Raw genomic sequence first — 25,236 nt, 5'->3', positions numbered from 1 at the left:
ACGTTTTTTGGAGTTAAACGTGCGCTATCAGAAATTGGCCTTAACCCTCGTGTTGGCAACGCTCGCTGCCTGCGGCAAGCACGAGCCGCCTCCGGCGCCACCGCTGAAGAACACAGGCCCCACAGCGATTGATGCCGACAAGTTCATCGCCGATGTAAACGCTGATCTACGCAAGAAGATGCCGTTTCTGAATTCAGCGCAGTGGGTGCAATCCACTTACATCACTGACGACACAGAGCTGTTGTCCTCCACCGCCAATGAGCAGTGGATGGAATATCTCGGCAAGACCATTGAAGACGCCAAGCGATTCAATAGCGTTGAGATGTCGCGAGATACGGAGCGCAGCATGCGCTTGCTCAAACTCAGCACCGCAATGCCACCGCCAAGTGATGCGGCCAAGCGTGAAGAGCTCGCCAAACTGGCTTCGAGCATGGAGGCGAATTATGGCTCCGGAAAATGGTGCCGACCCGTCGACGGCAAAGAGGAATGTCTCAACCTCAATCAGATTGAAAAAATCCTTAACGATCCGAAGCAGACGCCACAAGCACGTGCAGAAGCTTGGGCCGGTTGGCACGCCACTTCTAAATCCATCCGCAAGGATTACCAACGCTTTGTCGAGTTGACCAACCAAGGCGCCAAGGAAATGGGTTTCGCCAACACTGGCGAAATGTGGCGCTCCGGCTATGACATGAGTCCCGCAGATTTCGAGAAGGAAACGGATCGTCTTTGGGCGCAGGTCAAGCCGCTCTATGAAGAACTGCACTGCTATGTGCGCGGCAAGCTCAATGCGAAATATGGCGATGCGGTGGTGTCGAAGAACGGCACCATCCCTGCGCAGCTGCTCGGCAATATGTGGGCGCAGCAGTGGAGCAATATCTACGATCAGGTCGAGCCGTATAAAGGCGTACGCAGTGTTGATGTGACGCCAGCGCTGAAGAAACAACGCGATGAAGAGCTGCGCAAATTGCTCAAGGCGTTCAAAGGCACACCAACGCCGATGCAGCGTTCCGACCTTGAGCATCAGGCTGACGCCGCTCAAGCCGTGCGCATGACCAAGATCGCAGAAGATTTCTACACCTCGGTTGGCTTTCCTCCGTTGCCGAAATCCTTTTACGAAAAATCGATGTTGTTGCGCCCGCGTGATCGCGATGTGGTTTGTCACGCCAGCGCATGGGACATGGACATGAAGGGCGATGTGCGCATCAAGATGTGTATTGATCCTGATGCTGAAAGTCTGGAGACCATCCATCACGAGTTGGGTCACATCTATTACGACCTGATGTACAACCCGCTGACGCCGCTATTCCAAGGCGCGGCGCATGATGGTTTCCACGAGGCCATCGGCGACACCATCACCTTGTCACTGACGCCTGCGCATTTGGCCAAGCTGGGTTTGGCGTCGTCGCAGAAAGAAGATCCGAAGGCGACAATCAATACACAGATGCGAGTGGCGCTCGACAAGATCGCCTTCCTGCCATTCGGCAAGTTGATTGATCAATGGCGCTGGAAGGTTTTCTCCGGCGAGATTACGCCCGCGCAATACAACGAAGGCTGGTGGAAGCTGCGTGAGCAGTACCAAGGCATTTCACCGCCATTGCCACGCAGCGAAGAAGACTTTGATCCGGGCGCTAAATATCACGTGCCCGGCAACACGCCATACACGCGTTACTTCCTCAGCTTCATCATCCAGTTCCAGTTCCAGAAAGCGCTATGCGATGCGGCCGGCTTCAAGGGTCCGCTGTATGAATGCGATATCTACGGCAACAAGGATGCGGGCAAGAAGTTTATGGACATGCTCAGCACCGGCGCATCCAAGCCTTGGCAGGAAACGCTGGAGAAACTGACCGGCACACGCCAGATGGATGCGTCAGCGATCATCGAATACTTCACGCCGCTGATGGCGTATATGAAGCAGCAGAATCAAAACCAAAGCTGTGGCTGGGAGCCTGCTGCGGATAAGGTGCCAGAGGCGCCTGCAGTGACCGAATAATTGGGGGAAGGGAGCGGCATCAGGGTACTTAGCGGCGCAAGGATTGCGCCGCTTTTATGTACAGGATGTACGGCACCCCTCGGGCGCATGGATGCGCAGGAGCGGGGCTTCTTAGCCCTGTAGCGCAGGCTGTCAGTTCTGGAGTCAATGGCTTACGCGATCAATAGCGCATCCGTTAGACTCGAACAAATCGCAGAATCGACCAAATGGACTTACAGCCGATCCTCTATCAGTGCAGCTTGTTCTCGCGGCTTACGCCGACGGCAATGGACGCACTGATCAAACACATCACCGTGCGAGAAATCAAAAGCGGTGGCGTGCTTTTCAATGAAGGCGATATCTCCGATTGCATGTATATCGTTGCAACCGGCCGTCTGCGCGCGGTATTGGACAGTGGCGAAGTGATTGGCGATATCGGTCGTTATGAACCGGTTGGCGAGATTGGAATCATCGCTGATGAAAGCCGCAGCGCCACGGTGCATGCCGTGCGTGATTCGATTCTTCTGAAGCTGGTACGTGCTGATTTAATCCGCTTTATTTCGACGCACCCCAAGGCACTGATCGAGATGTCGCGCGTGATGATTGCGCGCATGCGACAAGCGAGTCGCGACAAGGCTTTGGAAAGCGCACGCAGCGTTCATACCTTCGCAGTGATTCCAGCCAGCGGTGACGTCGATGCCCACGATTTTGCAGAGCGCTTCAGTCAGGCTCTCGCGCAGCACGACACCGTCAAACTGATTGATGACGTGCTAATTGATGCGGAACTCGGATACGGTTCCTCACGCAAGCCCTTTCAGGAAGATGAAGCCAACGCTCGCATGATGACCATGCTGGGCGATATTGAGAGCAAGCATCGTTATCTGGTCTATGCCGCTGGCGGTGAAACGGATTCTTGGGCACGGCGCTGCATGCGTCAGGCAGATCGCATCATCGTCGTTGTTGATGCATCAAAAGAACCGCAGATGACGCCGATGCTCGAGCGTTTGCGCAGCGGCGGCAGCGCGCGTGTTCCGGTTGATCTTGTATTGCTGCGCCCAGAAGGTGCTGACGCAGGCAACGTGCTGACATGGCGTGAATGCACGCACGCCAGCGCGCATTATTTTTTGCGCCCCGGCAATGCGGATGATCTAGAGAAGATGGTGCGACAGCTCACGGGGCGCGGCATCGGCTTAGTGCTCGGCGGCGGTGGCGCACGTGGCTTTGCGCATATCGGCCTGCTGCGCGCGCTGCATGAATTAAAAATCCCGGTCGATTTAACCGGCGGCTCAAGCATGGGCGGCTTCTTCGCAGCGTTGGTTGCTTGTGGTTACGACTACAACGAAATCGCCGAAATCGCGCGAGAAACTTTTGTTTCGCACAACTATCTCAACGATTACATGCTGCCGATGGTTGCACTGATTCGCGGCCGCAAATTTGTAAATCGGCTGCACGATGTTTTTGGTGAGCGCCAGATCGAACATCTACGCATGCCATTCTTCTGTGTCTCAACCAATCTCACCCGCGGTACGCCGATGGTGCACGACCGTGGGCCGCTCTATATGTGGCTGGCCTGCAGCATGTGCGTGCCCGGTGTTGCGCCGCCGATTGCGTATCGCAATGAGTTGTTTGTCGATGGCGCTGTCATCAACAGCCTGCCAACAGACGTAATGCAAGCCATGCGCCGCGGCCCTATCGTCGCATCAGACGTCAGCACCGCAGGCGGCGACCTAAGCGCGCCCGGTATTGAAGGCCCAGACCCAGAAGGCCTGCTGCGCTGGAACGCACCAGCGAAGCGCCCAGGCCTGTTCAGCATCATCTTCCGCACCGCCACCCTCACTAGCGAAAGTGGCACCGCAGCGCGTGCAGCACGTGCTGATGCTTACGTGCGTATGCCTGTCACAGGCATCGCGCTATTTGATTGGAAAAAGATGGATGAAGTGGTTGAGCGTGGCTATCGGCATGCGATGGAACAGCTCACGCCGTTGCGGGATTCGTTGCTTAAATAGAAATCTGATTTGGCTTTGGAGCCTAAGAGATGAAGCCTACGATTGACCAAATTCCTGCGCTTTCATTCGAAGCGCTTGCGGAGCACATTCGGCTGGCTCGGATTAATAGCGAGGAGTATCGAGAAGTGATCCCCGTGCTAGAAGCAGAAATGCAAACTCGAGTGCCTAACCTCAATTACAAATGCGGAAAGTGTGGTCACGCTGAGTGTGAGCTAGTCCAGCTGCGTAGTTCCGGCGGTTTTCTGAGTGCAGCATTCAATCTTCAGAACCAAAGATTTACAGCGGTCGTTTGTGTGCGCTGTAAGTTCAGCGAGCTGTATCACGGAAAAGCCAGCGTGTTTCAGCAAGCTGCTGATTTCCTGATTGGCGGTTGAACGTGCACTAATCAGTCCGTAGGCTGGGTTGAAGCGTACGAGGGCATGGATGCCCGAGGTAGAGCAACGCAGGAGCAGTTGCCGAGCGAAACCCAGCATCTATCTAACAAGCAAGACATGCTGGGTTGATGAAACTAACCCAGCCTACAAGTTTAGTCGGGTTGTGGCCCGCGCAAGGTAATCACTGGCCAGCCACGCTTGGTTGCTTCAGCCAACAACACCTCATCCGCATCCACCGCCACTGCCGTATCTGCTTTCAGCAGCAGTGGAATGTCGTTGCGTGAATCGCTGTAGAAATAGGTGTGTGCAAATTTTTCGGTTTGTTCTGCGCGCCAGAGTTCTAAGCGCTGCACTTTGCCATCCTGAAAATTAGGAATGCCTGCAACGCGGCCGGTGTAGCGGCCGTCTTTCATTTCTGGATCAGTCGCGATCAAGTCGCCGATGTTGAGCAGCTCAGCAATCGGTTCGGTGATGAAGCGATTGGTAGCGGTCATAATCAACAGGCGATCGCCTTGTGCGCGATGACGTTCGAGTAGAGCGGGCGTGCCAGCTGCAACAATCGGCTCAATCTTTTCGCGAACGAATTGCGCGCGCCATGCGTAGAGTTGCGCGGGTTCGTATTGGGTCAGTGGACCCATGCTGAATGCGCAGAATTCGTAGATATCGAGCGTGCCGGCTTTGTACTGATCGTAAAAACGATGGTTCGCTTCCTCGTAGCTGCTGCCATCGACGAGGCCCTGTTCGACCAGAAACTGGCCCCAGAGGTAGTCACTATCGCCTGCAAGCAGGGTGTTATCGAGGTCGAAGATCGCGAGGTTCATACTGCTATTTTATGTGACAGCGCATCTTTACGTAGCGATTTTGCGGAATTCGCATTGTTGAGTCGCGCCGCATGTGGAAGAATCGGGACAAATCTTCTTAATTCACCTTCACGTGATAGACCGGGATGGTTACCGCCCCAATGTGGGCATCATCCTCATCAGTGGTACCGGACAGGTCTTGTGGGCTAAACGTATCGGCCAGCAAGCTTGGCAATTTCCGCAAGGCGGCATCAAACACGGCGAGACGCCCGAAGATGCGCTGTTCCGCGAGCTGCATGAGGAACTAGGCTTGGTGCGCGAGCACGTTGAAGTGCTGGGCGTGACCAAGGACTGGCTGCGCTACAAACTTCCGAGCCGCTACATTCGCCGCCGTCGCGGGCGTGTGTGCATTGGTCAAAAGCAAAAGTGGTTTGCGCTGCGACTGATTGCGGAAGAATCTAAAGTGCACTTTGCAGCGAGCGAGACGCCGGAGTTTGATGGTTGGCGTTGGGTGGAGTACTGGCACCCGCTGACGGAAGTGGTTGAGTTCAAGCGCGATGTTTATGACAGGGCTTTGAATGAGTTGGGGCCGTTGATTGGGGCAGCGCCGAAACCGACGCCCTCTGCATAAAGTTGTAGGGTGCGCTGTGCGCACGCGTTGGTGGTTTTTGCACGAACCCTCGGTGCGCACGGCGCACCCTACGACAAATAAAAAGCCCCGCATTGCGGGGCTTTTTATTTGTCGCGTGTTGCTTACTCGTCCAAGAACGAACGCAAATAGTTCGCACGGCTAGGATGGCGCAACTTACGCAGCGCTTTAGCCTCTATCTGACGAATGCGCTCACGCGTGACGTCGAATTGTTTGCCGACTTCTTCCAGCGTGTGGTCGGTGTTCATGTCGATGCCGAAGCGCATGCGCAGAACTTTGGCTTCACGCGGGGTGAGACTGGCGAGGATCTGGTGGGTGGCTTCTGCGAGTGATGATGACGTTGCCGATTCCAAAGGCGAAACTGCCATAACGTCTTCGATGAAATCGCCCAAGTGCGAATCTTCGTCGTCGCCGATTGGCGTTTCCATCGAGATCGGTTCTTTAGCGATCTTCAGTACTTTGCGGATTTTGTCTTCCGGCATTTCCATCTTCACAGCCAACTCTTCCGGCGTTGGTTCGCGGCCCATTTCCTGCAGCATCTGGCGCGAAATACGGTTGAGCTTGTTGATCGTTTCGATCATGTGCACCGGAATACGAATGGTGCGTGCCTGATCGGCGATCGAACGCGTAATGGCCTGACGAATCCACCACGTCGCGTACGTTGAGAATTTATAACCGCGACGATATTCAAACTTGTCGACAGCTTTCATCAAACCGATATTGCCTTCCTGAATCAAGTCGAGGAACTGCAAGCCGCGGTTGGTGTACTTCTTCGCAATCGAGATCACGAGACGAAGGTTGGCTTCCACCATTTCCTTCTTCGCGCGACGAGCCTTGGCATCGCCAACGTTCATGCGACGGTTGATGTCTTTGATTTCGTCCAGCGTGAGCAGGTTGTCGCCTTCCATCTTGCGAAGGTTGGCCTGGAATTCAAAGATTTCTTCTTTGCGCGTATTCAGCTCGGAAGAATATTTACGCTTGCCGCGAATCGCTTTAACGATCCAGTCTTCACTGGTCGCGCCGCCTTCTTTGTACATGCGAAGGAATTCGTCACGCGGCATGCCAGCGTCAATGACGCAGATGCGCATGATCGACTTCTCAGTGCTGCGAACCTGATCAACGCGAGCACGCAGGTTGCGCGTGATTTCGTCGACCATCTTCGGTGACAGCTTGAAGGTCATGATCAGCTCGGCAACTGCTGCGCGATTCTGTTGAGTCTTCTTGTTGGCGCTGCCGAGTTTGAGCAACGAGTCCCAAGCCTTGTCATACAGGCTCTGGAGTTCAGCAAATTTTTCTGCGGTCAGAACTGGATCAGGACCCGTGTCGACTGCTTCTTCTTCCTCTTCGGCGCCAGCAACAACGTCGAGTTCTGCTTCATCGTCTTCTTCCACTTCTGGTGGAGGCGGCGGAGGCGGAGCTTCTTCAGCATTAGGATCAAAGAAGCCGGTAACAATTTCTGCGAGACGCTTCTTGCCAGCCTTATGCAGCTCGAATGATTCGAGCAGGATGGCAACGGTCTCGGGGTACTGCGCCATCGCGTACATGGCCTCGTTGAGGCCTTCTTCGATGCGCTTTGCGATGCGGATTTCGCCTTCGCGATTCAACAGTTCAACGCTGCCCATTTCGCGCATGTACATGCGCACTGGATCGGTGGTGCGACCGAACTGATCGTCTACCGTGGCGTTGGTGATCGCTTCTTCAGCGGCGTCTTCTTCTTCTTCAGCCGTGGCGACAACAGCGGGTTCTGCGAACAACTGTGATTCGGTATCCGGTGCTTCTTCGTGAACCGGAATACCCATCGCCTGAATCATGCTGATGATGTCTTCGATCTGCTCCGCATCTACGATTTCAGGTAGATGGTCAGCAACTTCAGCGTAAGTCAGAAATCCTTTTTCCTTACCTTGCGCAATCAGGGCTTTGATCTGGGATTGTTTATCAGCGACGGAAGGATTCACGGTCATATTCGGCTGAACTCTGTAACAAAAAAGCGGCCAAAAAAGGCCGTCATGTGCTGCTAATTATACACATTCGACCCAAAAATCCGCTCAAAAGCCGCCAGTAAAGCCCCCTGTTTTGGGCTCATTTCAGGACTGTGCTTTGGTGGCTAAGTCTCTGGTAATGCTTTCAATTTCTCGGGTTTCAGCAATCGTCAGCGGGCGTAGGCGGGCTTCGGCCAGCAGGTTCTGAACTCGCGCACGCAAACCCTTCTGCAAAAGGTGCGTAATCGTCTCCAAAAATTCACGTTCCAGCGTGGTTTCATCCACGTTAACTTCCTGCTGGAGCAGCCTTTCCAATGCCTTTGATTTGGGAGTGTCACGCCAAAATTCAAGCAATTGTGCGGCGTGTGCTTCTGGATGTGCATGGAAGAAATCGATCATCTCGATCAGATACTCCACGCCGGGCGCGTCGCTCTGCGCCAGCAATTCAAAGTGCTCGACGCGTTCGGCCAGCGAAGGACGTTCTAGCAAAAGTTGCATCGCGCGTTTGATCGGACGACTTGCGCCGGTTTCTGCTTTGCCTGGGCCGGGCGATACGTTTTGTGCGTAGCTGGATTGAGTAGAGCCGCCGTTAGCTTGAGGGCGATTCAGAGTCGCTTCCATGTCTGCGCGCGACAGACGCGTGAGGCGAGAGAGCTCGTCGAGAATCAATGCGCGCAGTGGGCCTTCGCGTAATTTTTCAATATGCGGACGAGCTAATGCAGCGAGACGCGCGCGGCCATCCATGGTGCCGAGATTCACTTGCTTAGCGAGTTCACCGAGCAAGAATTGCGAGAGCGAAAGTGCTTCGCCAATGCGTCTGCGGAATTCGTCAGCGCCAATTTCCTGCACCAGCGTGTCGGGGTCGTGACCGTCCGGCAAGAACATGAAGACGCACTCGCGGCCTTCGTAGACTTCCGGCAATGCTTGTTCGAGCGCACGCCATGCAGCGGCGCGGCCAGCGCGATCACCATCGAAGGAGAACACGACTTTGCTGGTTGATTTGAACAGCAGATGCAGATGATCTTGCGTGGTTGCTGTACCCAGCGTCGCAACAGCTTCTTGAATGCCGTGCTGCGCGAGCATGACGACGTCCATATAGCCTTCGACAACGATCAGGTAGGGCAGCTTCGAATCGGATTGTTTCGCTTCGTAGAGGCCGAAAAGATTTCTGCCTTTATGGAAGAGCGGTGTTTCTGGCGAGTTCAAATATTTCGCAGGATCGTTGCCGAGCGTGCGACCACCGAAGGCAATTGTGCGGCCACGTGTATCGCGAATCGGGAACATCACGCGATTACGGAAGCGATCGTAGACGCCGCTACCGTCGTCACGTTTGATCAGTAGTCCTGCATCAACTGCATGCCCGGTGTCTTGGAAAAATTTGGTTAGCGCGTCCCATGATTCCGGTGCGTAGCCAATGCCGAAAGTCTTGGCAGTTTCGCCACTGACGCCGCGCTTCTTCAGGTAATCAATCGCAGGTTGATACTTGCGTAGCTGCTCACGGAAGAATCGTTCTGCAGCGGCCGAGGCATCGAGTGGGCCATCAAGCACGAGACGATCAGTGTGGTGTCCGCCTTCGCGCGGCACCTCTAGGCCTGCATTGCGTGCGAGGTCTTCAATCGCTTCAACGTAAGTGAGGCGATCGAACTCCATCAAGAAACCAATGACGTTACCGTTCTTGCCCGAGCTGAAGTCGAAGAACATTTGCTTCGCTGGATTGACGAAGAACGACGGCGATTTTTCGTGTGTGAACGGCGAGAGCCCGCGATATTCCCGGCCAGCGCGTTTAAGTTCCACGCGCGAGCTAATCACCTCGACGATATCCGTTCGTGCGAGGAGATCTTGGATAAACGATTCAGGAATTCGGCCGGCCACGATCAGAGTTTAGCGGGTCAACTTGGGATGGCACTAACAAAAAATAAAATCCCTCTCGGTCGGGAGAGGGATTGGAGTTCAGCTGTTTGTCGTCATTCCCGCGGAGGCGGGACAAAAGCGCTTAGCGCGTTGAACGCCCATTTTTGGGCGCCCGAAGGGCGAGCGTAGCGAGTCATCCAGTTCTAGCGCTGGTGCAAATTGGAACGAAAACTGGATCCCCGCCTGCGCGGGGATGACAAGCCGGACTTAGCCCGCCAATTGTGCTTTGATCAGGCCCGAGACCTTGCCCATATCAGTGCGGCCCTGTGCCTTGGGTTTGATCCAGGCCATCACCTTGCCCATGTCCTTGCCTTCAACCGCGCCGGTTTCGGCAACGGCCTGTTTCACAAGGGCCACGAGTTCATCGGCCGTCAGCTGCTCGGGCAGATAAACCATCAGGATTTTGATTTCTTCGGCTTCTTTGGCGGCGAGTTCAGGGCGGCCACCATCGGTGTACTGCTTTTCGGAATCGCGGCGCTGCTTGATCATCTTTTCGATGGCGGCGCTGACTACGGCGTCGGTGAGTTCGACGCTATCAACGACTTCGCGTTGTTTCATTTCAGCAGTGAGCATGCGCAAAACTGACAGGCGCAGTTTTTCTTGCGCACGCATCGCAGTTTTGACGTCTTCAAGAACGCGGGTTTTGAGGTCTTGTGACATTTTTAGAGTCCGTCTTGATGAGCTACAGGGAGCTGTGACGGACTTGAAGAGCAGGCCGGCACAATATTGAAATGTGCCGGCCTATTTACCGGCTCTTAGTACAGGCGAGTACGACGGGTCGCTTCGCGAGATACTTTCTTCTGCTGACGCTTCACGGCAGCTGCGCGCTTACGCTTCTGTTCCTGGCTCGGCTTTTCGAAGAATTCCTTCTTACGAACGTCGGTGAGGACTCCGGCTTTTTCGCAAGTGCGCTTAAAACGGCGCAGGGCGACTTCAAACGGCTCGTTATCACGGACACGTACAGTTGGCATTATTCAGAACTCTCAGGATACAGCGAAGGGGCACACGCCCAGTAAAAGGGCCGCGATTCTAAGCGGTTCGCGCCTTTGGCGCAATCCGCTTAGAATCGCGTGCCGGGGAGTGTCGACGTCCCTGTCTGGGTTCCGAGGCGTCCTTGCCTCGGACTATTCATTAAAGAATTCCCTTAACACCATCAGTCCTATGCCCGTTCTTGGCATCGAAACCTCCTGTGACGAAACCGCTGCCGCCATCTATGACGGCGAGCGCGGGCTATTGGCGCACGCCTTATATAGTCAGGTTGCCCTGCATGCCGAGTACGGCGGCGTAGTGCCGGAATTAGCCTCGCGCGACCACGTGGCGCGAATTAACCCATTGATTCGTGAGGTTTTAGCGCGTGCTAATCTGCGTCCAGATCAACTAACAGGCGTGGCCTACACCGCCGGCCCGGGTCTGGTTGGGGCGCTGATGGTAGGCGGGGCGGTGGCCGCGGGTATGGCAGCCGCCCACAATCTGCCGCTGATTCCAGTCCACCACATGGAAGGCCATTTGCTGGCGCCGATGCTGGAAGCGGACCGCCCACAATTCCCGTTCATGGCTCTTTTGGTTTCCGGCGGACACACCTTGTTGGTGGCTGTTCGCGGAATTGGCGACTACGAAATTCTCGGCGAAAGCCTCGATGACGCCGTCGGTGAGGCCTTCGACAAGACCGCCAAGATGATGGGACTGCCGTATCCCGGCGGCCCGCATCTGGCCAAACTCGCTCAGCTGGGCACACCGGGCCGCTACAAATTTCCGCGCCCGATGACGGATCGCCCGGGCCTCGACTTTAGTTTCAGCGGCCTCAAAACCGCGGTGCTCACTGCGCTGCCTAAAGGCGCGACGGATCAAGACAAAGCGGATATCGCGCACGGCTTTCAAGAAGCAGTGACTGAAACGCTCGCAATCAAATGCGCGCGTGCGATTGAGCAAACCGGATTTCCTGCGTTGGTGGTGGCTGGTGGTGTCGGCGCGAATCTTCGTTTGCGTGAACGTCTTGGCGAGTTCGCACGCAAGAACAACATCTCGCTGCATTTCCCGCGACACGAGTTCTGCACCGATAACGCGGCAATGATTGCCTACGTTGGTTGGGCGCGTCGCTCGCAAGGGCAACACACGCACACATTGCTAGCGCGTCCGCGTTGGCCGATTACTGAGTTGGAAACCGTTTAAGCATGGACAAAGTTTTTATTCGTGGACTGCAAGCACACACCGTGATCGGTATTTACGATTGGGAGCAGCGTGCTGAACGTCCATTGATTATCGACATCGTGGTCGGTGTTGACACGCGTGCTGCAGCAGCCAGCGACAATATTCGTGACGCGGTGAATTACCACGCGATTAGCGATGCGGTGATGGCTTTCGTTAAAGGCGAGAACGTACATTTGCTGGAAACCATGGCGGAACGTCTTGCACGTTTTCTGTTTGCGGAATTTCCGATTGACACGCTTGAGCTGCGTATTGCCAAGCCTGGTGCGGTTCCAGGGGTGGATGCGGTTGGTGTGGAGATTGAGCGGCAGCGTGGGGATTACGCGGTTTGTGGAGCTCGATAAATTTCGAGTGGCTTGACTCGCAACGTTGAGGTTTTAGTTAGCCGCCTTGCGGCGTAAAACTGCCTGTGCTGATTGAGATGGCGTGTTTCGCGCTGTGGCGCGAGTTACCTTTCTTTGCCGGTGCAAAGAAACGTAACCCAAAGAAAGCACCCTTAGAAGCAAAGCCACTTGTGTCTTTCAGCTTTTAGCGCACAAACGTTATCTGGCTGCTGTTTCCGATGCGAGGAAAAAGTGCCGCCATCACTTTTTACATGCTCAGGAATAGAGTCGGTTGTCGTGCTGACCCTTCGCTCAAGTAACAGCAAGAGTGGCTTTGCTTTTAGAAACGTTTTCTTTGGTGACTTTCTTTGACGTTAATCAAAGAAAGTTACCCGCGCCACAGCGCGGAACACACGATGTCAAAGCAGAGCAGGAAGTTTTACGCCGCAAGGCGGCGCACTGGCTCATCAATAAGATTCCGAGCCGCGTCGAAACAGCGTCTCCAAATCATCCGCGCCCAACACTCGCCAATGCCCACTAGGCAAATCGCCTAACGACAATCCGCCAATCCGCGCGCGGTGCAGCGTGTTCACATGATTGCCCACAGCAACGAACATGCGACGTACTTGGTGATAGCGCCCTTCCGTGAGTTCTAAGCGTGCTTCACGTGGTCCCAGCGTTTCCATTCGCACTGGCGCGAGCGGGGTGTTTTCCGATTCCAACATCAATGTTCCGCTGGCGAAGATTTCCGCTTCGTCACCGCGCAGGTCCTCTGCGAGCTTGGCTTCATAGATTTTGCCGAGTGCGGCTTTTGGTGAAACGATTCGGTGCAGCAAGCCGCCGTCGTCTGTCATCAGCAACAGGCCACTGGTCTCGCGATCGAGTCGCCCGACGGACGCGAGCAGAGGTGAGCGCAACATGAAACGCGGCGGCAGCAGGTCATAAATGATGCGGCCGGAATCTTTGGTTGAGCAGGTATAGCCGGTTGGTTTGTGCAGTATCAGCGTCAGTCCGGCTGGAGGATCCAGCGGCTCGCCATCAACGTGGATTACGGAGTGCGCAACGCGATCATCGGCATACAGCACTTCGCCTGCAGCGTCGGTGATGCGGCCTTCACGGAACATCGCTGTCACTGCTTTGCGACTGCCGTAGCCGAGGTTGGCGAGTAGCCTGATCAGCGTCATGCCTGCTGCCTCGGGCCGCGCGCTTCGATTACTTTGAATCCGCCTTTTTGGGCAACGCTACGGATTTCCGCAAAGCATTCGTTCAAGGTGTACTCATAAGCGAGGTGACGGTTGGCGACCATCCAGAATGAGCCGTTCGCATTCAGCGATTGCGCAGCAACCGAGATGAAGCGGCGGCCGAGGTCGGGCCGATCTTCGCGGCTCTGTGCATGAAACGGCGGATTGCTGACGATTACGTCGTAGTGGCGCGACAGACCTGCCGTGACGTCATGCCAAGAGAATTCACATGGCACGCGCGCATCGCGCAGATTTTCACGAGCCATCGCCAGCGCGCGCGACTGCGCTTCGTATAGATCAATCGTCGTGATCTGTGGGCAACGTGTCAGCAGTTCTGTGGAGAGATAACCGTAACCAGCGCCAAGATCCGCTGCGTGGCCTGCAAGATTCTTTGGCAGATGCGCTGCGAGAAGTTCCGACGCTGGATCGATGCGATCCCAGGCGAACACGCCGGGTCGACTAATAAAACGGCCGTCGAGGATTGCGCGCGGCGCGTCGAGCTTGGCCCACTTATCTGCCAGCTCTAGATCAGCGGGCCCTTGCAGTGCTGCGGTCCAGAACGCGCGGCATTTGCGTCGCGACAGGTTGCTGATTCCGCCAGCGAGGAGTGCCAGATCGTCTTCGCCCGTGCGTGCGCCTTCGTCGTTACGCATGCTGGCCAGCACTCGTCCACCTGGCGCGCAACGCGCGACCGCCTGTGCCAGCAGCGCACGCGCCTCTTCGCGCTGTCTTGGCGGCAGTACCAGCACCAGTGCGAATCGACGTGATGGCTCCAGAGAATCCAGTTCGACGGTCGTCAGCCCCGCATTCGTCAGCGCATCAGCGGATGGTTTGAACTCCTGCTCGCAGATTAAGCCGAGGTGGGAGGACTGTTGCAGCGCGTGACCTGTACGCGCGCGCAAGAACAGCACGCCACCTTCGGTCGGCCAGTCGAGTAGGCCTTCGGCAAGGGGCTGGAATAGCGTGTTCAGCGCCTCGTCGGCGAGATCAAGAGACATAAGGAGCGAGCATTCGGAGAGTCATTCCGCGGATTTTCTCAGAAACCGCGTGATGACGTCTGATCCCTCAATGAAAATGCCCTCGCGAAGAGGGCATTTTTCTGTAGGAGCGCCTCTTAGGCGCGATTGGCACAAAAGCCATCGCGCCTAAGAGGCGCTCCTACGTTGGTTCACTATTGATTCGGCGGCTTGAACAAGGCCATGAAGCTTAAGAACTCCAGTTTGCTTTCCTTGGTCACTTCAACATCCTTGACCATGGTGATCGCCGGATTACGCAGCTTGGCCAGACTTTCCTTGAACGTTTGCGCAGGCACACGCGCAACGATGTCGGCATCTGGCGCGATACCTTTGATAACTTCAGAGACGCCGCGGCGCACGATGTAGGTGTATTGCTCTTTGCTATCGGTGAAATCAAAACCAACCTTGATGACTTTATCGAGGCAATCTTCTGCATGCAGATTCACCGCCATGCCGTCGAAGTACAGCGACATCGGCATCTCAGCCAGCATCGCAGGCGTCGGCTTGGCTGCTTCTTCAATCGGTCTGAACTCACCTGCGAGTTCGCCTGCGGACATCAAGTAGTAGTCACGCGCGGGCGCATTGGTTTCTGCGTAGCCCAGTTTGCGCAGCGCATCGATACGCACTTGCTTGGCGCGCTTATCATCTGCGTTGACACGCAAGGCGTAGCCCGTGAGCTGCAGCGCCCACTGCGTATCACCACTTTTCGCTGCGGCTTCAATCTTGTCGTCGAGCGCGGCAGCGCCACCAGCCAGTGCAACCATGCGCTGCGCTTCATCCTCAGGCGGCAGTGGTTGCAGATGCGCTGGGTCGCCATCAAACCAACCGAGGTTGCCGTCGAAAACAGTTTTCGCACTCCACGTGGCCTTGCCGTAAAACTCTTGCAGGTAAGGAGACTGAGCTAGATGCGCAGGCAAGCGAATGCGCGCGGCGATTTGGTCTGGCACCAATCCTTGGTTCATCAAGCGAATACTTTGATCGTAGACATAGCGAATCGCATCGCGATAGTCAGTCAGGATTGCATCAATCTTTGCAGCGCCAATCAAAGGACGAGAATGACTCGGCACCAGAATTTCGGCATGCAGCGCGCGCATCTTGTCGACAGACGCCGCCCAAGCTTTCGGACTGCGATATCCCGTGCCGCGGATGGTGTAGAGATTCGGAAATGATTTGTAGATGTTGTCGCCGGGCAGCAGCACCTTGCTCTCAGGCAGCCACACAAACAAATGATCGTCGGTCTCGCCCGGTGCATGTACGAGTTGAAAGTGAACGCCCGCAACGGTGTCTTCCAGCGTATCGCGGAAAGTTTTGGTTGGACGAATCACGCCGAACGTGCTGTCTGCATTCACCGCCAGATAACCGCCCACACCAATGTTCGGCCGTTGCTCCGGCGTGAGCTGAGTGCCGTACATGCGCATCGAGCGCTGCGTGATGATGGGGCGCAGTTCGGTGGCGAGCTTGTCCATGTTCTTTGCGACATCTTCTTGCGCGTAGATCGGCACGTTCGCGCTATTGGCAAAGACTGAAGCGCCACCAATGTGATCCGGATGCGAGTGCGTGTAGACAATCGCCTTCACGGGTTTGTCGGTGATCTTGCGGAACTCGGCCAGCACTTCGCGTGCGGCTTCGACGGTTTCGGTGGTGTCGACAATGATGATGCCGTCAGTGCCAACCAACATGATCGAATTGGCGATGCCAAAGCCCATCGCGACATAAACGCCTTCGGTGACCTTCTCAACGCCGCGCTTGAATTCTTCGCTATGCGCAATCAGTGCTTGCGGCGTTGGTGCGGTGGCTTCAGCGGGCGCTGAGGAGGATGTGCGCCCGCAGCCAGCGGCGATCACTAATGCTGCAGTGAGGCAGCTGGTTAAAACAAAGCGTGCGTATCGAAGCATGGAAAAAGATTCCGTAAGCGTGAGCGCTGCACGTTTCAGAGCGCGCAAAAAATCATGAGGACTTCTTTTGGCCAGCCTGTAGCGTGGCCTTCGGTGCATGCCAATGCGTACCGATGAGATAACGCGAGAGCTTGTCACCCAGCGCGACTTTGCGTGGTCGGCATAACGGCGGCGCATCTGCCGTATGCAAATTGGATGCAATGTGGCCATCACGCATCAGCGGCTCCAATGCACCTGCATCGCGCAGAATATTTTCGACTGCGGCGGGAGAGGCTTCCGGCACAGCGGCCAAATGTTCTTGCAGACGCTCGCGGCACCAGACGCGGTATTGAACTACTGGCAACTTCTTGTACTGCACGCCTTGCACTTCAAAGTCGAAAGTCTTACGGCCTTCGCGCCACGCCACAGCATTGGCGTGCAGGTACGGGAGATACGCCTCGCCAATGTCGCGAAGAATCGGCGTCCATCCGCTAGGCAAAGTTCCGGCTTCTGCCCAAGCTCCTGTATTGGTGGAATGACGGCTGTTCCAAAGGCGTGCCACCCATTCGAATACGGCTGGTGCGCGCTCCTGCATGATCAGGCTCGGTGTGGGGTCGAGACTGAAGTGGCGGAACATGGAAGCGAAGAAACCAAAATCAGCAAGACTCGGTTTGCCGCCAAGCAGAAAGGGCTGCTTCTCAAAGATCGCTTGCAGACGATCCAGCGTATTTAAATAAACCGACTCCACATGCGCCCAGGTGTCTTCGGTGACTCCATCGCCTGCAACATAAATACGATGCTGGCGTTCACGCAGCGTAGCGGCCGTCATCGCCTTGGGCATAGGCTGCGTGCTCATGAATGTTTCGGCGAAGCGACGTGATGCGGCGTGTGCATCAGTGGCGTAACTCCAGCGATAGTGCAGCGCAGGGCGCCACAGCCATTCGTCGGCATAGTCTTCCAGCAGGCGGCTGAAGAAAACTTGCAGAGGATCGCTTGGAATCACAGCGCCTTGTGGATGCTTGGCTTCGAACCAATCAATCATCGGCGTCGAATCCGCGAGCCATTCACCAGCAGGCGTCTTCACCACCGGTACTTTCATCAAACCGGTATTCGGGTAAATGGTATTGAGCAGATCGCCGCCCCACTTGGGCTCTATGGTCTCGTGCGCAATCTCCTTGTAACGCAGGTAGGCCTGCATCTTTCCGCTGAAGTAGGAAATGTGAAAAACATAGAGCGTGTACGGCGAAGCCATCGTTTTAGCCTCGTAGCGAGCGTTCGAGCAGGCCTGGTGCCCAACGCTTGAAGATGCGCACCATCACGGCTTCGCGACCGATTGATGCGATGAACTCGTTGCGGCGAATCGCTTGCAGCGTGCGCTGTGCAACAGTCTCTGGCATCAGATTTGTCTTCGAAAATTCTTTCTCAACGCGAGCACGTGCATCAGGGCTCGATAGTGTGCCGACCATTTTCACTTTGCTCTGAATCGGCGTTTTCACATAGCCCGGACAGATCACGCTGACGCCGATGTTGAATCGGTGCATTTCCATGCGCAGTGATTCTGACAAGCCCACCACCGCGAACTTGCTGGCGCTGTAAGTGCCCATTCCGCGCACGCCAACCAAACCCGATACCGAGGAGATGTTGACGACATGGCCACCTTGACGACGCTCGATCATCTGCGGCAGGAAAGCGCGGATGCCATGCACTACGCCCATCACGTTGACGTCGTGCAGTCTGCGCCAATCCGCGGTTTCGACTTCCCAAGTGAAGCCGCCCATGACAACGCCGGCGTTATTGACCAGCACATCAATCGCGGCGTGACGTGCGTGCACGTCGTCTGCCACCTTGTTCATCTGCGCTTCGTCAGCAACATCGGCAAAGTGCAGATGCACTTCAACGCCTTTGGCCACGCAAAGATCGCGCACATGCTCAAGACGTTCACGATCGCGTGCGACCAGTTCAAGCTTGGCGCCTTCTGCTGCGAGTGCCAACGCGATGGATTCGCCAATGCCGCTGCTGGCGCCGGTAATTAGCGCGACTTTATTTTTGAACGATTTCATTCTTAATTGACCGCGAACACGCCGCGGCGCGCCGGAACCCACCAGACCAATCCAAACAGCAGGCACAGAAGCAGAACGCGTGGCACAGAAGCCGAGCGGCCTTTCAATGCGTAGAACGCAACGGGGATTTCAAGCGCATGCGCAGCGAGCAGAAGCGCAGAGATCAGCACAGTCGGATGAGAGAAATCACCGCTCAATGCTTTAAACGCTGCGAAAATGTAGACGAGGCTGATGAGTGCCATCTGTACGCCCCAAAAAGATTTCTTGTTTTGCATTGATTTCGTCCTTGTTATGAAATTGTGAGTTTAAGGCTGGGCTTTCGGCACAAACCAAACAGGTGAGGCCCAAGCGCGTTCCGTAATCGTACTGAACCTATTGCGTCCGCTAAAGCTGCCCACTGTTCCAGTGATGCCGCAGCAACCTTCAAAGCCTTGCATGCCGCTGTCGGCTGGGAATATGCCATTGGCGGGGTCGAGCTTGGAACAATCGACGTTGTTCTTGGTGCAGAGGCGTGTGCTCCAACGGCAGCTCGGGATCTCAAAAGCGCGTGCGTAGTAATAAGCCTGCTCGCGTGGATTGAACTTTGGATCGCGCCAAACCGTGCATAAACGCTCCGGATGGCCCGCAGGTTTCACACTGCAGTCCGCGCTTGATGGCATCGAAACCTTCGAAGAAGTTTTAGCGATCGCATCAAACACTTTGACGTGCGGTTGACCGCTCGCATCGCTCCAGCCTTTAATCAGATCGAGTTTCTGTAGTGGCAGCCCCGGTGTTGCGCCGCCCGGATCTTGCTGCGCCCACACCACGATATAAGGCGCTGCAGGCGTTGGGTTGTCAGGCAAGTTGCCGCCCATCACCGCGCCTGCGATCTCGCCCGCGTCGACGGGATTGTGTCCTGCCGAAAGTTGATCGCAGATATCAGCTGGCGGTTTGGTCCACATCGCCAAGGTACGAATGCGAATACGCGGACCCGATGTTGCAAAAGTTTCGCCACGCTTCATCGCGCTCCAAATGGCTTCGCGAGTGTTCTCGGGTGCCCATGCACCGGCGAGACCGCCGGGATTAAACAAGCGTGCGCGATCTAGGAACTGGCGGTTGCTGCAATTCGCGGGATTGGTTGGATCTTGATTCTGACCATCGCAAGTCCAGTAACCGAGCTGCGTGCGTGGGCCGTTGTCGAGCACGCCACCGTGGCCGGGGAATCCGTTTTCGCCGACATTGCCAGGATCGCCGTTGTGCGTATCGGATGAGCCGATGAAACCCATGCGCATCGGATTCACGCCAAGCGTGTCGCGAATCGCGAGACCGTCAGCAAGAATGTTGCGCGCCATGTCGAGTGGTGCGACGCATTTGTGCACAGGGCCTGATGTGCCGTCACGGCCCGCTTGTTCGCACACGCCGGTTGCAACAGTAGTGAGCGAGCAGAAGTCCGGATCGGTTGCGGGATTGCCGGTACAAACCTTCTTACATTCCGGCGGATCTTGCGGAGAGCCAACGCAAACATTCTTCGCCAACTCGAGCGTACAGGCTGGATCAAACTTGGTTTCGTAAGGGCCGAGGCCTACAGCGCATTCGGAATTTCCCTTGTGCTGAAAGATTTCGATGACGTTGTCGTACTTCGCGCGCAGCTTGGCATCAGCCAAAGTCAGCGGTGCCCCATCACGGCCCGGTGGCAAGCCCGTCGCAGGATCGCGCGCCAGATACATGCCGCCGCTACTCTGATTCGGATTGTGCGGAATCGCGATGCTCTTGCAGCCTTGCGCAGGGTCGCAGTTCTGTTCCAGATAATCGTAGAGACGCCAGTCGTCGTTCATATTGCTCGACGTTCCTTGGCCTGTCGCTATCGCGATAAGGTCTTCAAGCGTTGCAACATGTGGCACGTCTTGCGGCAGATTGCTGCCGGTGTAATAGACGTTGCGATGAATCATTTGATCGAACTTCTGCGAGGTCCACTCGTAGCCGACAAAGGTGCTGAACGTGCAAGGCACATTCTCTTCATCGGAAATACGCAGCTCGTCTTGCCACGGCGACGCGGTCGTCGGCAGTTCGCTGACGCCAGCGGTGAGTGCAGTAAATGCAGGTGGCTGACCGCCGTTAATGATGGTGGTGATGTTCTGACGCAGATAATCGCCAACCAGATTGCAGGCGGGATTCACGCCAATCGGTAGCGTGCCATTGACTTGGCACAGCAAACGCCAGTTGCCGAGAAAGTCAGAGTGATCGCTGGTTGCTGCAAAATCCAAAGGGCGATCCAACTGAATGGTGCGTCCAGCGGTGTAGGCGTCAGTCTCGCCAGTAGGCAGATTTCCAACTTCGCCTTTGCCAATGCGAAACGCTTCGCGCGGACCATTGAGGCCGTTGAAGAAATATGCGTCGACGGAATAAAGCGTGTGAACGTGCAGATCACCAAAGTAAGCATTCTTGCGATCAGCTTGTGTGCCGGTGCAATCCACCTTTTCGTTGAACGGCGTGCCGCTGTTGCCGCCGGCCGCAGTGTCTGGCGACGAGCTGCGGCTACAGGCCGCAAGCAACGCAAGCAGCGCTAGCGCCGAGAGATGTTTGAAGGTCACGGTGTTTCCTCTTCGTGGATATCGTGCATCGGCGTTGTTGTGTCGCCGACGCGAGAGGCCACTTTGTAGCGCGGCCGAAGATCGGTCAGCACCAGTTCTAATGCTTGTTGCTTTTGCGCTTCGCGCCAATCGATGACGAGACGTGTACGGATTTCTTCGAATGCCATTGGGCGTCCGGGCTGCATCGCCGTTACACGGACAAAGTGCAGGCCCAGCGATGATTCAATCGGGCCCTGCCAACTATTCAGCGGCAAGCTGGAGAGTTGTTGTGTAAAAGCCGATCCGAAATCACGGGTGATCGCTACAGCGGGCGCATTACTGATAACGCGACCTGCTGGAAATGGATCGCCTAGATTTTTATCTTCAGCTGATTTTTGTAGCTGCGCAGCGATAGCGGCCGCATCTGTCACCAGACGATCACCATGAGCGCCGCGGCTGAGATAAATCTGCTCAAAGCTCCAACGTGGCTTGCTCTGGTACAGCGTGAGGTTCTGCTGCAAGAAAGTCTGTAGCTGTGCATAGCTCGGGTGCGCCTGAGACGACTCATGCTGAATCGCCTGACGGATGCGCTGCTGCAATTGATTGCGCACGATCAAATCATCCAAGGCATAACCGCGCTTGAGGGCTTCGCGAAATAGAATTTCGTTGTCGATCCAGCGTTGCAATGCGTCAGCTTTTTCTAAGGTGGCTTTCAGTGGTGGCGCAATCGCAATAATGTTGCTGACTTCTGTCACCGCCGGTGCTGGCTCATGCGTGCGCACCCAGCCCAGCGTGAGCCCAATACCTGCGACAAAGGAGATCGCGCTAAACGTTACGGTGCGACGTGCGTTAGCCATGAATGACTTCAGAGTTGGTACAAGAACGTTGGACCCGCGTGCTCGCGGCCATCGTCAAAGCCAATCTCATCCATGATCAGTGCATTGATCTTTTTATTGAGCGACAAGATCAGTTCCTTGTGCTGCTCAGGCTTGGCGGCAAGATTCACGATCTCGTTCGGATCATTTAGCGTGTCGTAAAGCTCCAGCTGATTGTGTTTGAGCAGCGTGTCCCAATCCTTCGGAATGTGATGGCTATTCGGCGCAAAGTAGCGCGCCAGTTTGTAGCGACCATCGAACACGCCGCGGAACAAACCGGGATGCGTCATCACAGGGCCAAGGTTGCCACGCGCCAAGTTGTGCTTGAGCAGATTCCAGAAGGTCGCATTTTCTTTATTGATCATCAGCGCCTTGGCGGTGTCTGGATCAACATAAAGTGTGCTGTTGTAATCGTAGAGATGGCCCTTGGTATCACGCGCAGTACGCGCCTTGGGATCCTGAATGACTGGCGCAAGGTTGACGCCCTTGAGTGCGGGATAGCGTTCAGCACGCTCAGAATCTTTGACGCCAGCGAAGCCGAGAATGGTCGGCGCGATATCAATCGCGCTACCGAGTGATTGCGAAGTGGTGCCGCCACGTACATCCGGATGCGCCACGAAGAACGGCACGCGCACGTTCTCTTTGTACATGAACGGCCCTTTCTGACGCAGCTGGTGTGCGCCCAGCATGTCGCCATGATCAGCGGTGTAGATGATGATGGTTTCGCGATCGAGCTTGAGGTTCTCCAGCGTTTGCAGAACCGTCAACACATGCGAGTCGACATCGCGGATGCAGTTGAAGTAATAGCTCTGATACTTGCGCCAGCGGCGTTCGTCCTTGGGGTCGAGTTTGCCGTAGCAGGCATTGCAGAAATCAACGTAAGAAGTTTGCGCCCAAGGTTTGCCGCTCAAGTCGTCGGCATAAAAACTCTTGGGCATCGGCACGTCCCAATACTTGGCGTAGAGGCCATTAACCGGCGGCGGCAACAGCGGCGATAGAAAATCGCGATCAAGACGCGTGCGTGATTGTTGGTGGTCGACGTCATCGAAAAAAACGATGTCATGCGGATTCACAAAGTTTACGGCGAGGAACCAAGGGTTCTTCACGGTCGTGCCTTGTTCGCTCAGCCATTGACTGGCTTCGGATGCAACCTGGCCGTCAAGACGATAGCCGCTCCACGTTGCGCCGTCGGCAATCGTGTAATCGCTGTTATCGGAGAAGCCATAAGGCTCCAACGCATCGCGTGAACTCTTGTTGTGGCCATAGCGCACGCGATCTTCCGATGAGATATCGGACAAATGCCATTTGCCTTTGTAAGCGGTGTAATAGCCTTCCTTGCGTAGCATGTGGCCAATGGTTGGAACATCCGTTGCCAGTTCAGGGAACGGCGGTGCGCCAACGTTAGTCGTCATCTTGGTCAGCTGCGTGTGCTGGCCGGTGTAGATGTTGGAGCGTGATGGCGAGCAGGGCGTGGTGTTGACGTTGAAATTCTCGAGATGAACGCCGCGCTCCATCAACCACTCGTGCGCGTTGAGGCCAAGGTTGGATGGCAGATCTGCCCAGCCACGTTCCTGATCCGACATGATCAGCAGAATGTTGGGACGTTTGCGTTTAACAATCGTTGGCGCCTGAGCACCAAAAACATTGCTGTTCATGACGCCGCCAGCGGCTAGTGCTGCGCCGCCGACGCTGATCGCTTTTAGAACGCGACGACGACTAGGATCGGTCTGATTGGTTTTTTTTTTCATGGGTTTGCTCCTTGAGTGTCGATATCAATGCGGGTGCCATCAGCGCCGAGAATGATCGGACCTTTGTAAGCATCGCTGGTGCCTTGCAAGAACAAGTGGCGTGCCACTCCATTGGCGAGTGGCGGAAAGATGTGAGTCAGCACGAGCTTCTTCGCATGCGCCGCTTCGGCGACTTCTGCGGCTTCTACTGGTGTGGCGTGATAGTTGCGCACATCGTCTGCAAGTTTGGCGATGCGAGTAATGCCAAGTTCCTTGGCTCTGGCTGTCGCGCGCTTGGTCATGTGCGAGGCCAAGGCTTCGTGAATCAGCAGATCAGCATCTTTTGCGTTGTGGATGACCGATTCTGTCTTTTTGGTGTCACCGCTGATGACGACGCTGCGGCCGCGATATTCAAAGCGGTAACCAAAGGCAATATCAATTGGTGCGTGATCGACGCGGAACACGCTGATCTTGAGCCCGTTCGGTTCAAGTACAGGCTCGGCTTCAATCCCTTTCGGCGTGGGAAGTGCGTGTGCCACGGCTTCTGCGCCTGACGGCGGCATGTAATCGGCGCCGTGATGATCGACGCGATATTGCTTGTCATGGGAGAAGGCTTTTTGGAATCCGCCGACCACATCGCTAATGCCTTGCGGGCCGTAAACATCCAGCGGTTTGCTGCGTCCTGCAATCCAGCTTTGTGTGATGGCTTCGCCGAGATCATTAATGTGATCCGAATGGAAATGCGTGATCAGCACGCCGCTGAGTTTAGAGATCGGCAGGTTCAACTGATCCACATTGCGCCATGAACTGGGGCCTACATCCACCAACCAGAATTGATCGCCAGCAATGATGGCTGTGCAAGGGCCAGCGCGATCTGGGTCTGGCAATGCCGCAGCGGTGCCGCAGAGAATCACGTGCAGCTTGCCGTCGGTCATCAGGCTGTTGTCGACACGCTGCAGCGTTTTATCAATTTGTCGCGTGATAATTCTTTCGAGCAGTGGGCCACGCTGGGCGTAAATCGCGCCAGCGATAACGACAAGTGCAATCAGGATGAAGTGGGAGCGTTTCATTTGGCGATGGTTCCTGCGTTAGGCGCAGCCAAACCGGCGGCAGTGAGTACGGCTTCAAGATCTTGAATGCGGTCCTGGCCCCAGAAGGCTTCGCCGCGGAACAGGAATGTGGGAACGCCCCACTGTCCGAGTTGCGAGAGACGCGCGGTGTTTTCTTCGACGCGTTGACGGAATTCGGCGTTAGCAATCGCGGCAACGCAGTCATTCCAATTGAGGCCGACTTTCTCGCAGATCGCACGCAGCGGCGCATCAAGATTCACATCAATGCCTTCGGCCCAGCTGGCGCGACTGGCAGCGAGTACAAACTCAGATAGGCGACCCTGAGCCTTGGCGAGTTCAGCAATCGTCAGACAGCGCCATACACCTTCGCCAAGCGGATCATGAATCTTGCCGAAAGGCATGCCGAGGCGATCCGCTTCGCGTGCGGTGTCACGCAAGATGTAAAACTGTTTGCTGCGTGGCAGAGGTTGGCCACGCATCGCCATCGGGCGAACGCCGCGCCAGACCAATTCAATGTTGTAACGCTTGGCCAGATCAAATGCGCGTGGCCCGGAGATGTAGGAATAAGGGCTGCGGAAAGAGAAAAAATATTCGAGCGTATCGCGCAT

The 25,236-nt window shown here is 55.6% G+C and carries 22 protein-coding genes; 6 read left to right on the top strand and 16 right to left on the bottom strand.

Features of this window, described 5'->3' with window-relative positions; genetic code table 11:
• Positions 1-19 precede the first annotated feature (19 nt).
• From CJD38_RS17185 to CJD38_RS17175, 3 genes are all read left to right on the top strand, one after another.
• Positions 20-1,990 carry a M2 family metallopeptidase gene (locus CJD38_RS17185; protein ID WP_240783708.1) on the top strand — a complete coding sequence of 657 codons (1,971 nt, stop codon included), beginning with the start codon at positions 20-22 and terminating at the stop codon, positions 1,988-1,990.
• Between the two features lie 206 nt (positions 1,991-2,196).
• Positions 2,197-3,975, top strand: coding sequence for a patatin-like phospholipase family protein (locus CJD38_RS17180; protein WP_107941616.1), 1,779 nt, complete (start codon positions 2,197-2,199; stop codon positions 3,973-3,975).
• Positions 3,976-4,004: 29 nt separating this feature from the next.
• Positions 4,005-4,349, top strand: coding sequence for a zinc ribbon domain-containing protein (locus tag CJD38_RS17175; RefSeq protein ID WP_206363060.1), 345 nt, complete (start codon positions 4,005-4,007; stop codon positions 4,347-4,349).
• 152 nt (positions 4,350-4,501) lie between these two features.
• Here CJD38_RS17175 and CJD38_RS17170 read toward each other — a convergent pair whose 3' ends face one another.
• Positions 4,502-5,170 carry a histidinol-phosphatase gene (locus CJD38_RS17170; protein ID WP_107941615.1) on the bottom strand — a complete coding sequence of 223 codons (669 nt, stop codon included), beginning with the start codon at positions 5,168-5,170 and terminating at the stop codon, positions 4,502-4,504.
• Positions 5,171-5,282: 112 nt separating this feature from the next.
• Between CJD38_RS17170 and CJD38_RS17165 the strand changes: the two genes are divergently transcribed.
• Positions 5,283-5,780, top strand: coding sequence for an RNA pyrophosphohydrolase (locus CJD38_RS17165; RefSeq protein ID WP_107941694.1), 498 nt, complete (start codon positions 5,283-5,285; stop codon positions 5,778-5,780).
• A 122-nt stretch (positions 5,781-5,902) separates the two neighbouring features.
• Here the strand turns inward: CJD38_RS17165 and rpoD are convergent, their stop codons facing one another.
• The 4 genes from rpoD to rpsU form a co-directional block, all read right to left on the bottom strand.
• Positions 5,903-7,759, bottom strand: a complete 1,857-nt coding sequence (gene rpoD / locus CJD38_RS17160; RefSeq protein WP_107941614.1) for an RNA polymerase sigma factor RpoD — start codon at positions 7,757-7,759, stop codon at positions 5,903-5,905.
• A gap of 123 nt (positions 7,760-7,882) precedes the next feature.
• Positions 7,883-9,649, bottom strand: coding sequence for a DNA primase (gene dnaG / locus CJD38_RS17155; RefSeq protein WP_107941613.1), 1,767 nt, complete (start codon positions 9,647-9,649; stop codon positions 7,883-7,885).
• 246 nt (positions 9,650-9,895) lie between these two features.
• The gene (locus CJD38_RS17150) at positions 9,896-10,348 is read right to left on the bottom strand and encodes a GatB/YqeY domain-containing protein (protein WP_107941612.1); all 453 of its coding nucleotides are present in this window, start codon (positions 10,346-10,348) and stop codon (positions 9,896-9,898) included.
• 95 nt (positions 10,349-10,443) lie between these two features.
• Positions 10,444-10,659, bottom strand: coding sequence for a 30S ribosomal protein S21 (gene rpsU / locus CJD38_RS17145; RefSeq protein WP_107941611.1), 216 nt, complete (start codon positions 10,657-10,659; stop codon positions 10,444-10,446).
• Between the two features lie 190 nt (positions 10,660-10,849).
• Between rpsU and tsaD the strand changes: the two genes are divergently transcribed.
• Both tsaD and folB read left to right on the top strand, forming a co-directional pair.
• Positions 10,850-11,857 carry a tRNA (adenosine(37)-N6)-threonylcarbamoyltransferase complex transferase subunit TsaD gene (gene tsaD / locus CJD38_RS17140; RefSeq protein WP_107941610.1) on the top strand — a complete coding sequence of 336 codons (1,008 nt, stop codon included), beginning with the start codon at positions 10,850-10,852 and terminating at the stop codon, positions 11,855-11,857.
• Between the two features lie 2 nt (positions 11,858-11,859).
• The gene (gene folB / locus CJD38_RS17135; protein ID WP_107941609.1) at positions 11,860-12,237 is read left to right on the top strand and encodes a dihydroneopterin aldolase; all 378 of its coding nucleotides are present in this window, start codon (positions 11,860-11,862) and stop codon (positions 12,235-12,237) included.
• A gap of 446 nt (positions 12,238-12,683) precedes the next feature.
• Here folB and CJD38_RS17130 read toward each other — a convergent pair whose 3' ends face one another.
• The 11 genes from CJD38_RS17130 to CJD38_RS17080 all read right to left on the bottom strand — a co-directional run bounded on the left by CJD38_RS17130 (position 12,684) and on the right by CJD38_RS17080 (position 25,236).
• Complete coding sequence (locus CJD38_RS17130) at positions 12,684-13,400, bottom strand: pseudouridine synthase (RefSeq protein ID WP_107941608.1); 717 nt, start codon at positions 13,398-13,400, stop codon at positions 12,684-12,686.
• Positions 13,397-14,455, bottom strand: a complete 1,059-nt coding sequence (locus tag CJD38_RS17125) for a class I SAM-dependent methyltransferase (protein WP_107941607.1) — start codon at positions 14,453-14,455, stop codon at positions 13,397-13,399. Before CJD38_RS17125 ends, CJD38_RS17130 begins: the two co-directional genes overlap by 4 nt.
• A gap of 173 nt (positions 14,456-14,628) precedes the next feature.
• Positions 14,629-16,368, bottom strand: coding sequence for an alkyl sulfatase dimerization domain-containing protein (locus CJD38_RS17120; RefSeq protein ID WP_161554275.1), 1,740 nt, complete (start codon positions 16,366-16,368; stop codon positions 14,629-14,631).
• 52 nt (positions 16,369-16,420) lie between these two features.
• Positions 16,421-17,599, bottom strand: coding sequence for a glutathione S-transferase family protein (locus CJD38_RS17115; protein WP_107941605.1), 1,179 nt, complete (start codon positions 17,597-17,599; stop codon positions 16,421-16,423).
• Between the two features lie 4 nt (positions 17,600-17,603).
• Positions 17,604-18,407: an SDR family NAD(P)-dependent oxidoreductase gene (locus CJD38_RS17110; protein WP_107941604.1), complete on the bottom strand. Its 804-nt coding sequence runs from the start codon at positions 18,405-18,407 to the stop codon at positions 17,604-17,606.
• Positions 18,408-18,409: 2 nt separating this feature from the next.
• Positions 18,410-18,682, bottom strand: a complete 273-nt coding sequence (locus CJD38_RS17105) for a hypothetical protein (RefSeq protein WP_107941603.1) — start codon at positions 18,680-18,682, stop codon at positions 18,410-18,412.
• Positions 18,683-18,712: 30 nt separating this feature from the next.
• Positions 18,713-20,977: a DUF3604 domain-containing protein gene (locus tag CJD38_RS17100; RefSeq protein ID WP_146166011.1), complete on the bottom strand. Its 2,265-nt coding sequence runs from the start codon at positions 20,975-20,977 to the stop codon at positions 18,713-18,715.
• Positions 20,974-21,813 carry a peptidyl-prolyl cis-trans isomerase gene (locus CJD38_RS17095; RefSeq protein WP_107941601.1) on the bottom strand — a complete coding sequence of 280 codons (840 nt, stop codon included), beginning with the start codon at positions 21,811-21,813 and terminating at the stop codon, positions 20,974-20,976. The genes CJD38_RS17100 and CJD38_RS17095 overlap by 4 nt, the downstream gene beginning before the upstream one ends.
• Positions 21,814-21,821: 8 nt before the next feature.
• Positions 21,822-23,579 carry a sulfatase family protein gene (locus CJD38_RS17090; protein WP_107941600.1) on the bottom strand — a complete coding sequence of 586 codons (1,758 nt, stop codon included), beginning with the start codon at positions 23,577-23,579 and terminating at the stop codon, positions 21,822-21,824.
• Positions 23,576-24,628, bottom strand: coding sequence for an MBL fold metallo-hydrolase (locus tag CJD38_RS17085; protein WP_107941599.1), 1,053 nt, complete (start codon positions 24,626-24,628; stop codon positions 23,576-23,578). The genes CJD38_RS17090 and CJD38_RS17085 overlap by 4 nt, the downstream gene beginning before the upstream one ends.
• On the bottom strand, positions 24,625-25,236 hold the full coding sequence (locus CJD38_RS17080; RefSeq protein ID WP_107941598.1) for a 2-hydroxychromene-2-carboxylate isomerase: 612 nt from the start codon (positions 25,234-25,236) through the stop codon (positions 24,625-24,627). The genes CJD38_RS17085 and CJD38_RS17080 overlap by 4 nt, the downstream gene beginning before the upstream one ends.

Source organism: Stenotrophobium rhamnosiphilum, assembly GCF_003052265.1.
GTDB lineage: Bacteria > Pseudomonadota > Gammaproteobacteria > Nevskiales > Nevskiaceae > Stenotrophobium > Stenotrophobium rhamnosiphilum.
Note: the sequence above shows the minus strand (reverse complement) of the source record. Positions and strands in the feature narration are given on the sequence as shown.

What these genes read in the sequence shown, in the direction of transcription:
- CJD38_RS17115 (WP_107941605.1), bottom strand. Translation starts at nt 17,599, where the DNA reads ATGGCTTCGCCGTACACGCTCTATGTTTTTCACATTTCCTACTTCAGC.
- CJD38_RS17110 (WP_107941604.1), bottom strand. Translation starts at nt 18,407, where the DNA reads ATGAAATCGTTCAAAAATAAAGTCGCGCTAATTACCGGCGCCAGCAGC.
- CJD38_RS17150 (WP_107941612.1), bottom strand. Translation starts at nt 10,348, where the DNA reads ATGTCACAAGACCTCAAAACCCGCGTTCTTGAAGACGTCAAAACTGCG.
- CJD38_RS17095 (WP_107941601.1), bottom strand. Translation starts at nt 21,813, where the DNA reads ATGGCTAACGCACGTCGCACCGTAACGTTTAGCGCGATCTCCTTTGTC.
- rpsU (WP_107941611.1), bottom strand. Translation starts at nt 10,659, where the DNA reads ATGCCAACTGTACGTGTCCGTGATAACGAGCCGTTTGAAGTCGCCCTG.
- CJD38_RS17130 (WP_107941608.1), bottom strand. Translation starts at nt 13,400, where the DNA reads ATGACGCTGATCAGGCTACTCGCCAACCTCGGCTACGGCAGTCGCAAA.
- CJD38_RS17180 (WP_107941616.1), top strand. Translation starts at nt 2,197, where the DNA reads ATGGACTTACAGCCGATCCTCTATCAGTGCAGCTTGTTCTCGCGGCTT.
- CJD38_RS17080 (WP_107941598.1), bottom strand. Translation starts at nt 25,236, where the DNA reads ATGCGCGATACGCTCGAATATTTTTTCTCTTTCCGCAGCCCTTATTCC.
- tsaD (WP_107941610.1), top strand. Translation starts at nt 10,850, where the DNA reads ATGCCCGTTCTTGGCATCGAAACCTCCTGTGACGAAACCGCTGCCGCC.
- CJD38_RS17125 (WP_107941607.1), bottom strand. Translation starts at nt 14,455, where the DNA reads ATGTCTCTTGATCTCGCCGACGAGGCGCTGAACACGCTATTCCAGCCC.
- CJD38_RS17085 (WP_107941599.1), bottom strand. Translation starts at nt 24,628, where the DNA reads ATGAAACGCTCCCACTTCATCCTGATTGCACTTGTCGTTATCGCTGGC.
- CJD38_RS17090 (WP_107941600.1), bottom strand. Translation starts at nt 23,579, where the DNA reads ATGAAAAAAAAAACCAATCAGACCGATCCTAGTCGTCGTCGCGTTCTA.
- CJD38_RS17170 (WP_107941615.1), bottom strand. Translation starts at nt 5,170, where the DNA reads ATGAACCTCGCGATCTTCGACCTCGATAACACCCTGCTTGCAGGCGAT.
- CJD38_RS17175 (WP_206363060.1), top strand. Translation starts at nt 4,005, where the DNA reads ATGAAGCCTACGATTGACCAAATTCCTGCGCTTTCATTCGAAGCGCTT.
- CJD38_RS17120 (WP_161554275.1), bottom strand. Translation starts at nt 16,368, where the DNA reads ATGCTTCGATACGCACGCTTTGTTTTAACCAGCTGCCTCACTGCAGCA.
- folB (WP_107941609.1), top strand. Translation starts at nt 11,860, where the DNA reads ATGGACAAAGTTTTTATTCGTGGACTGCAAGCACACACCGTGATCGGT.
- rpoD (WP_107941614.1), bottom strand. Translation starts at nt 7,759, where the DNA reads ATGACCGTGAATCCTTCCGTCGCTGATAAACAATCCCAGATCAAAGCC.
- CJD38_RS17105 (WP_107941603.1), bottom strand. Translation starts at nt 18,682, where the DNA reads ATGCAAAACAAGAAATCTTTTTGGGGCGTACAGATGGCACTCATCAGC.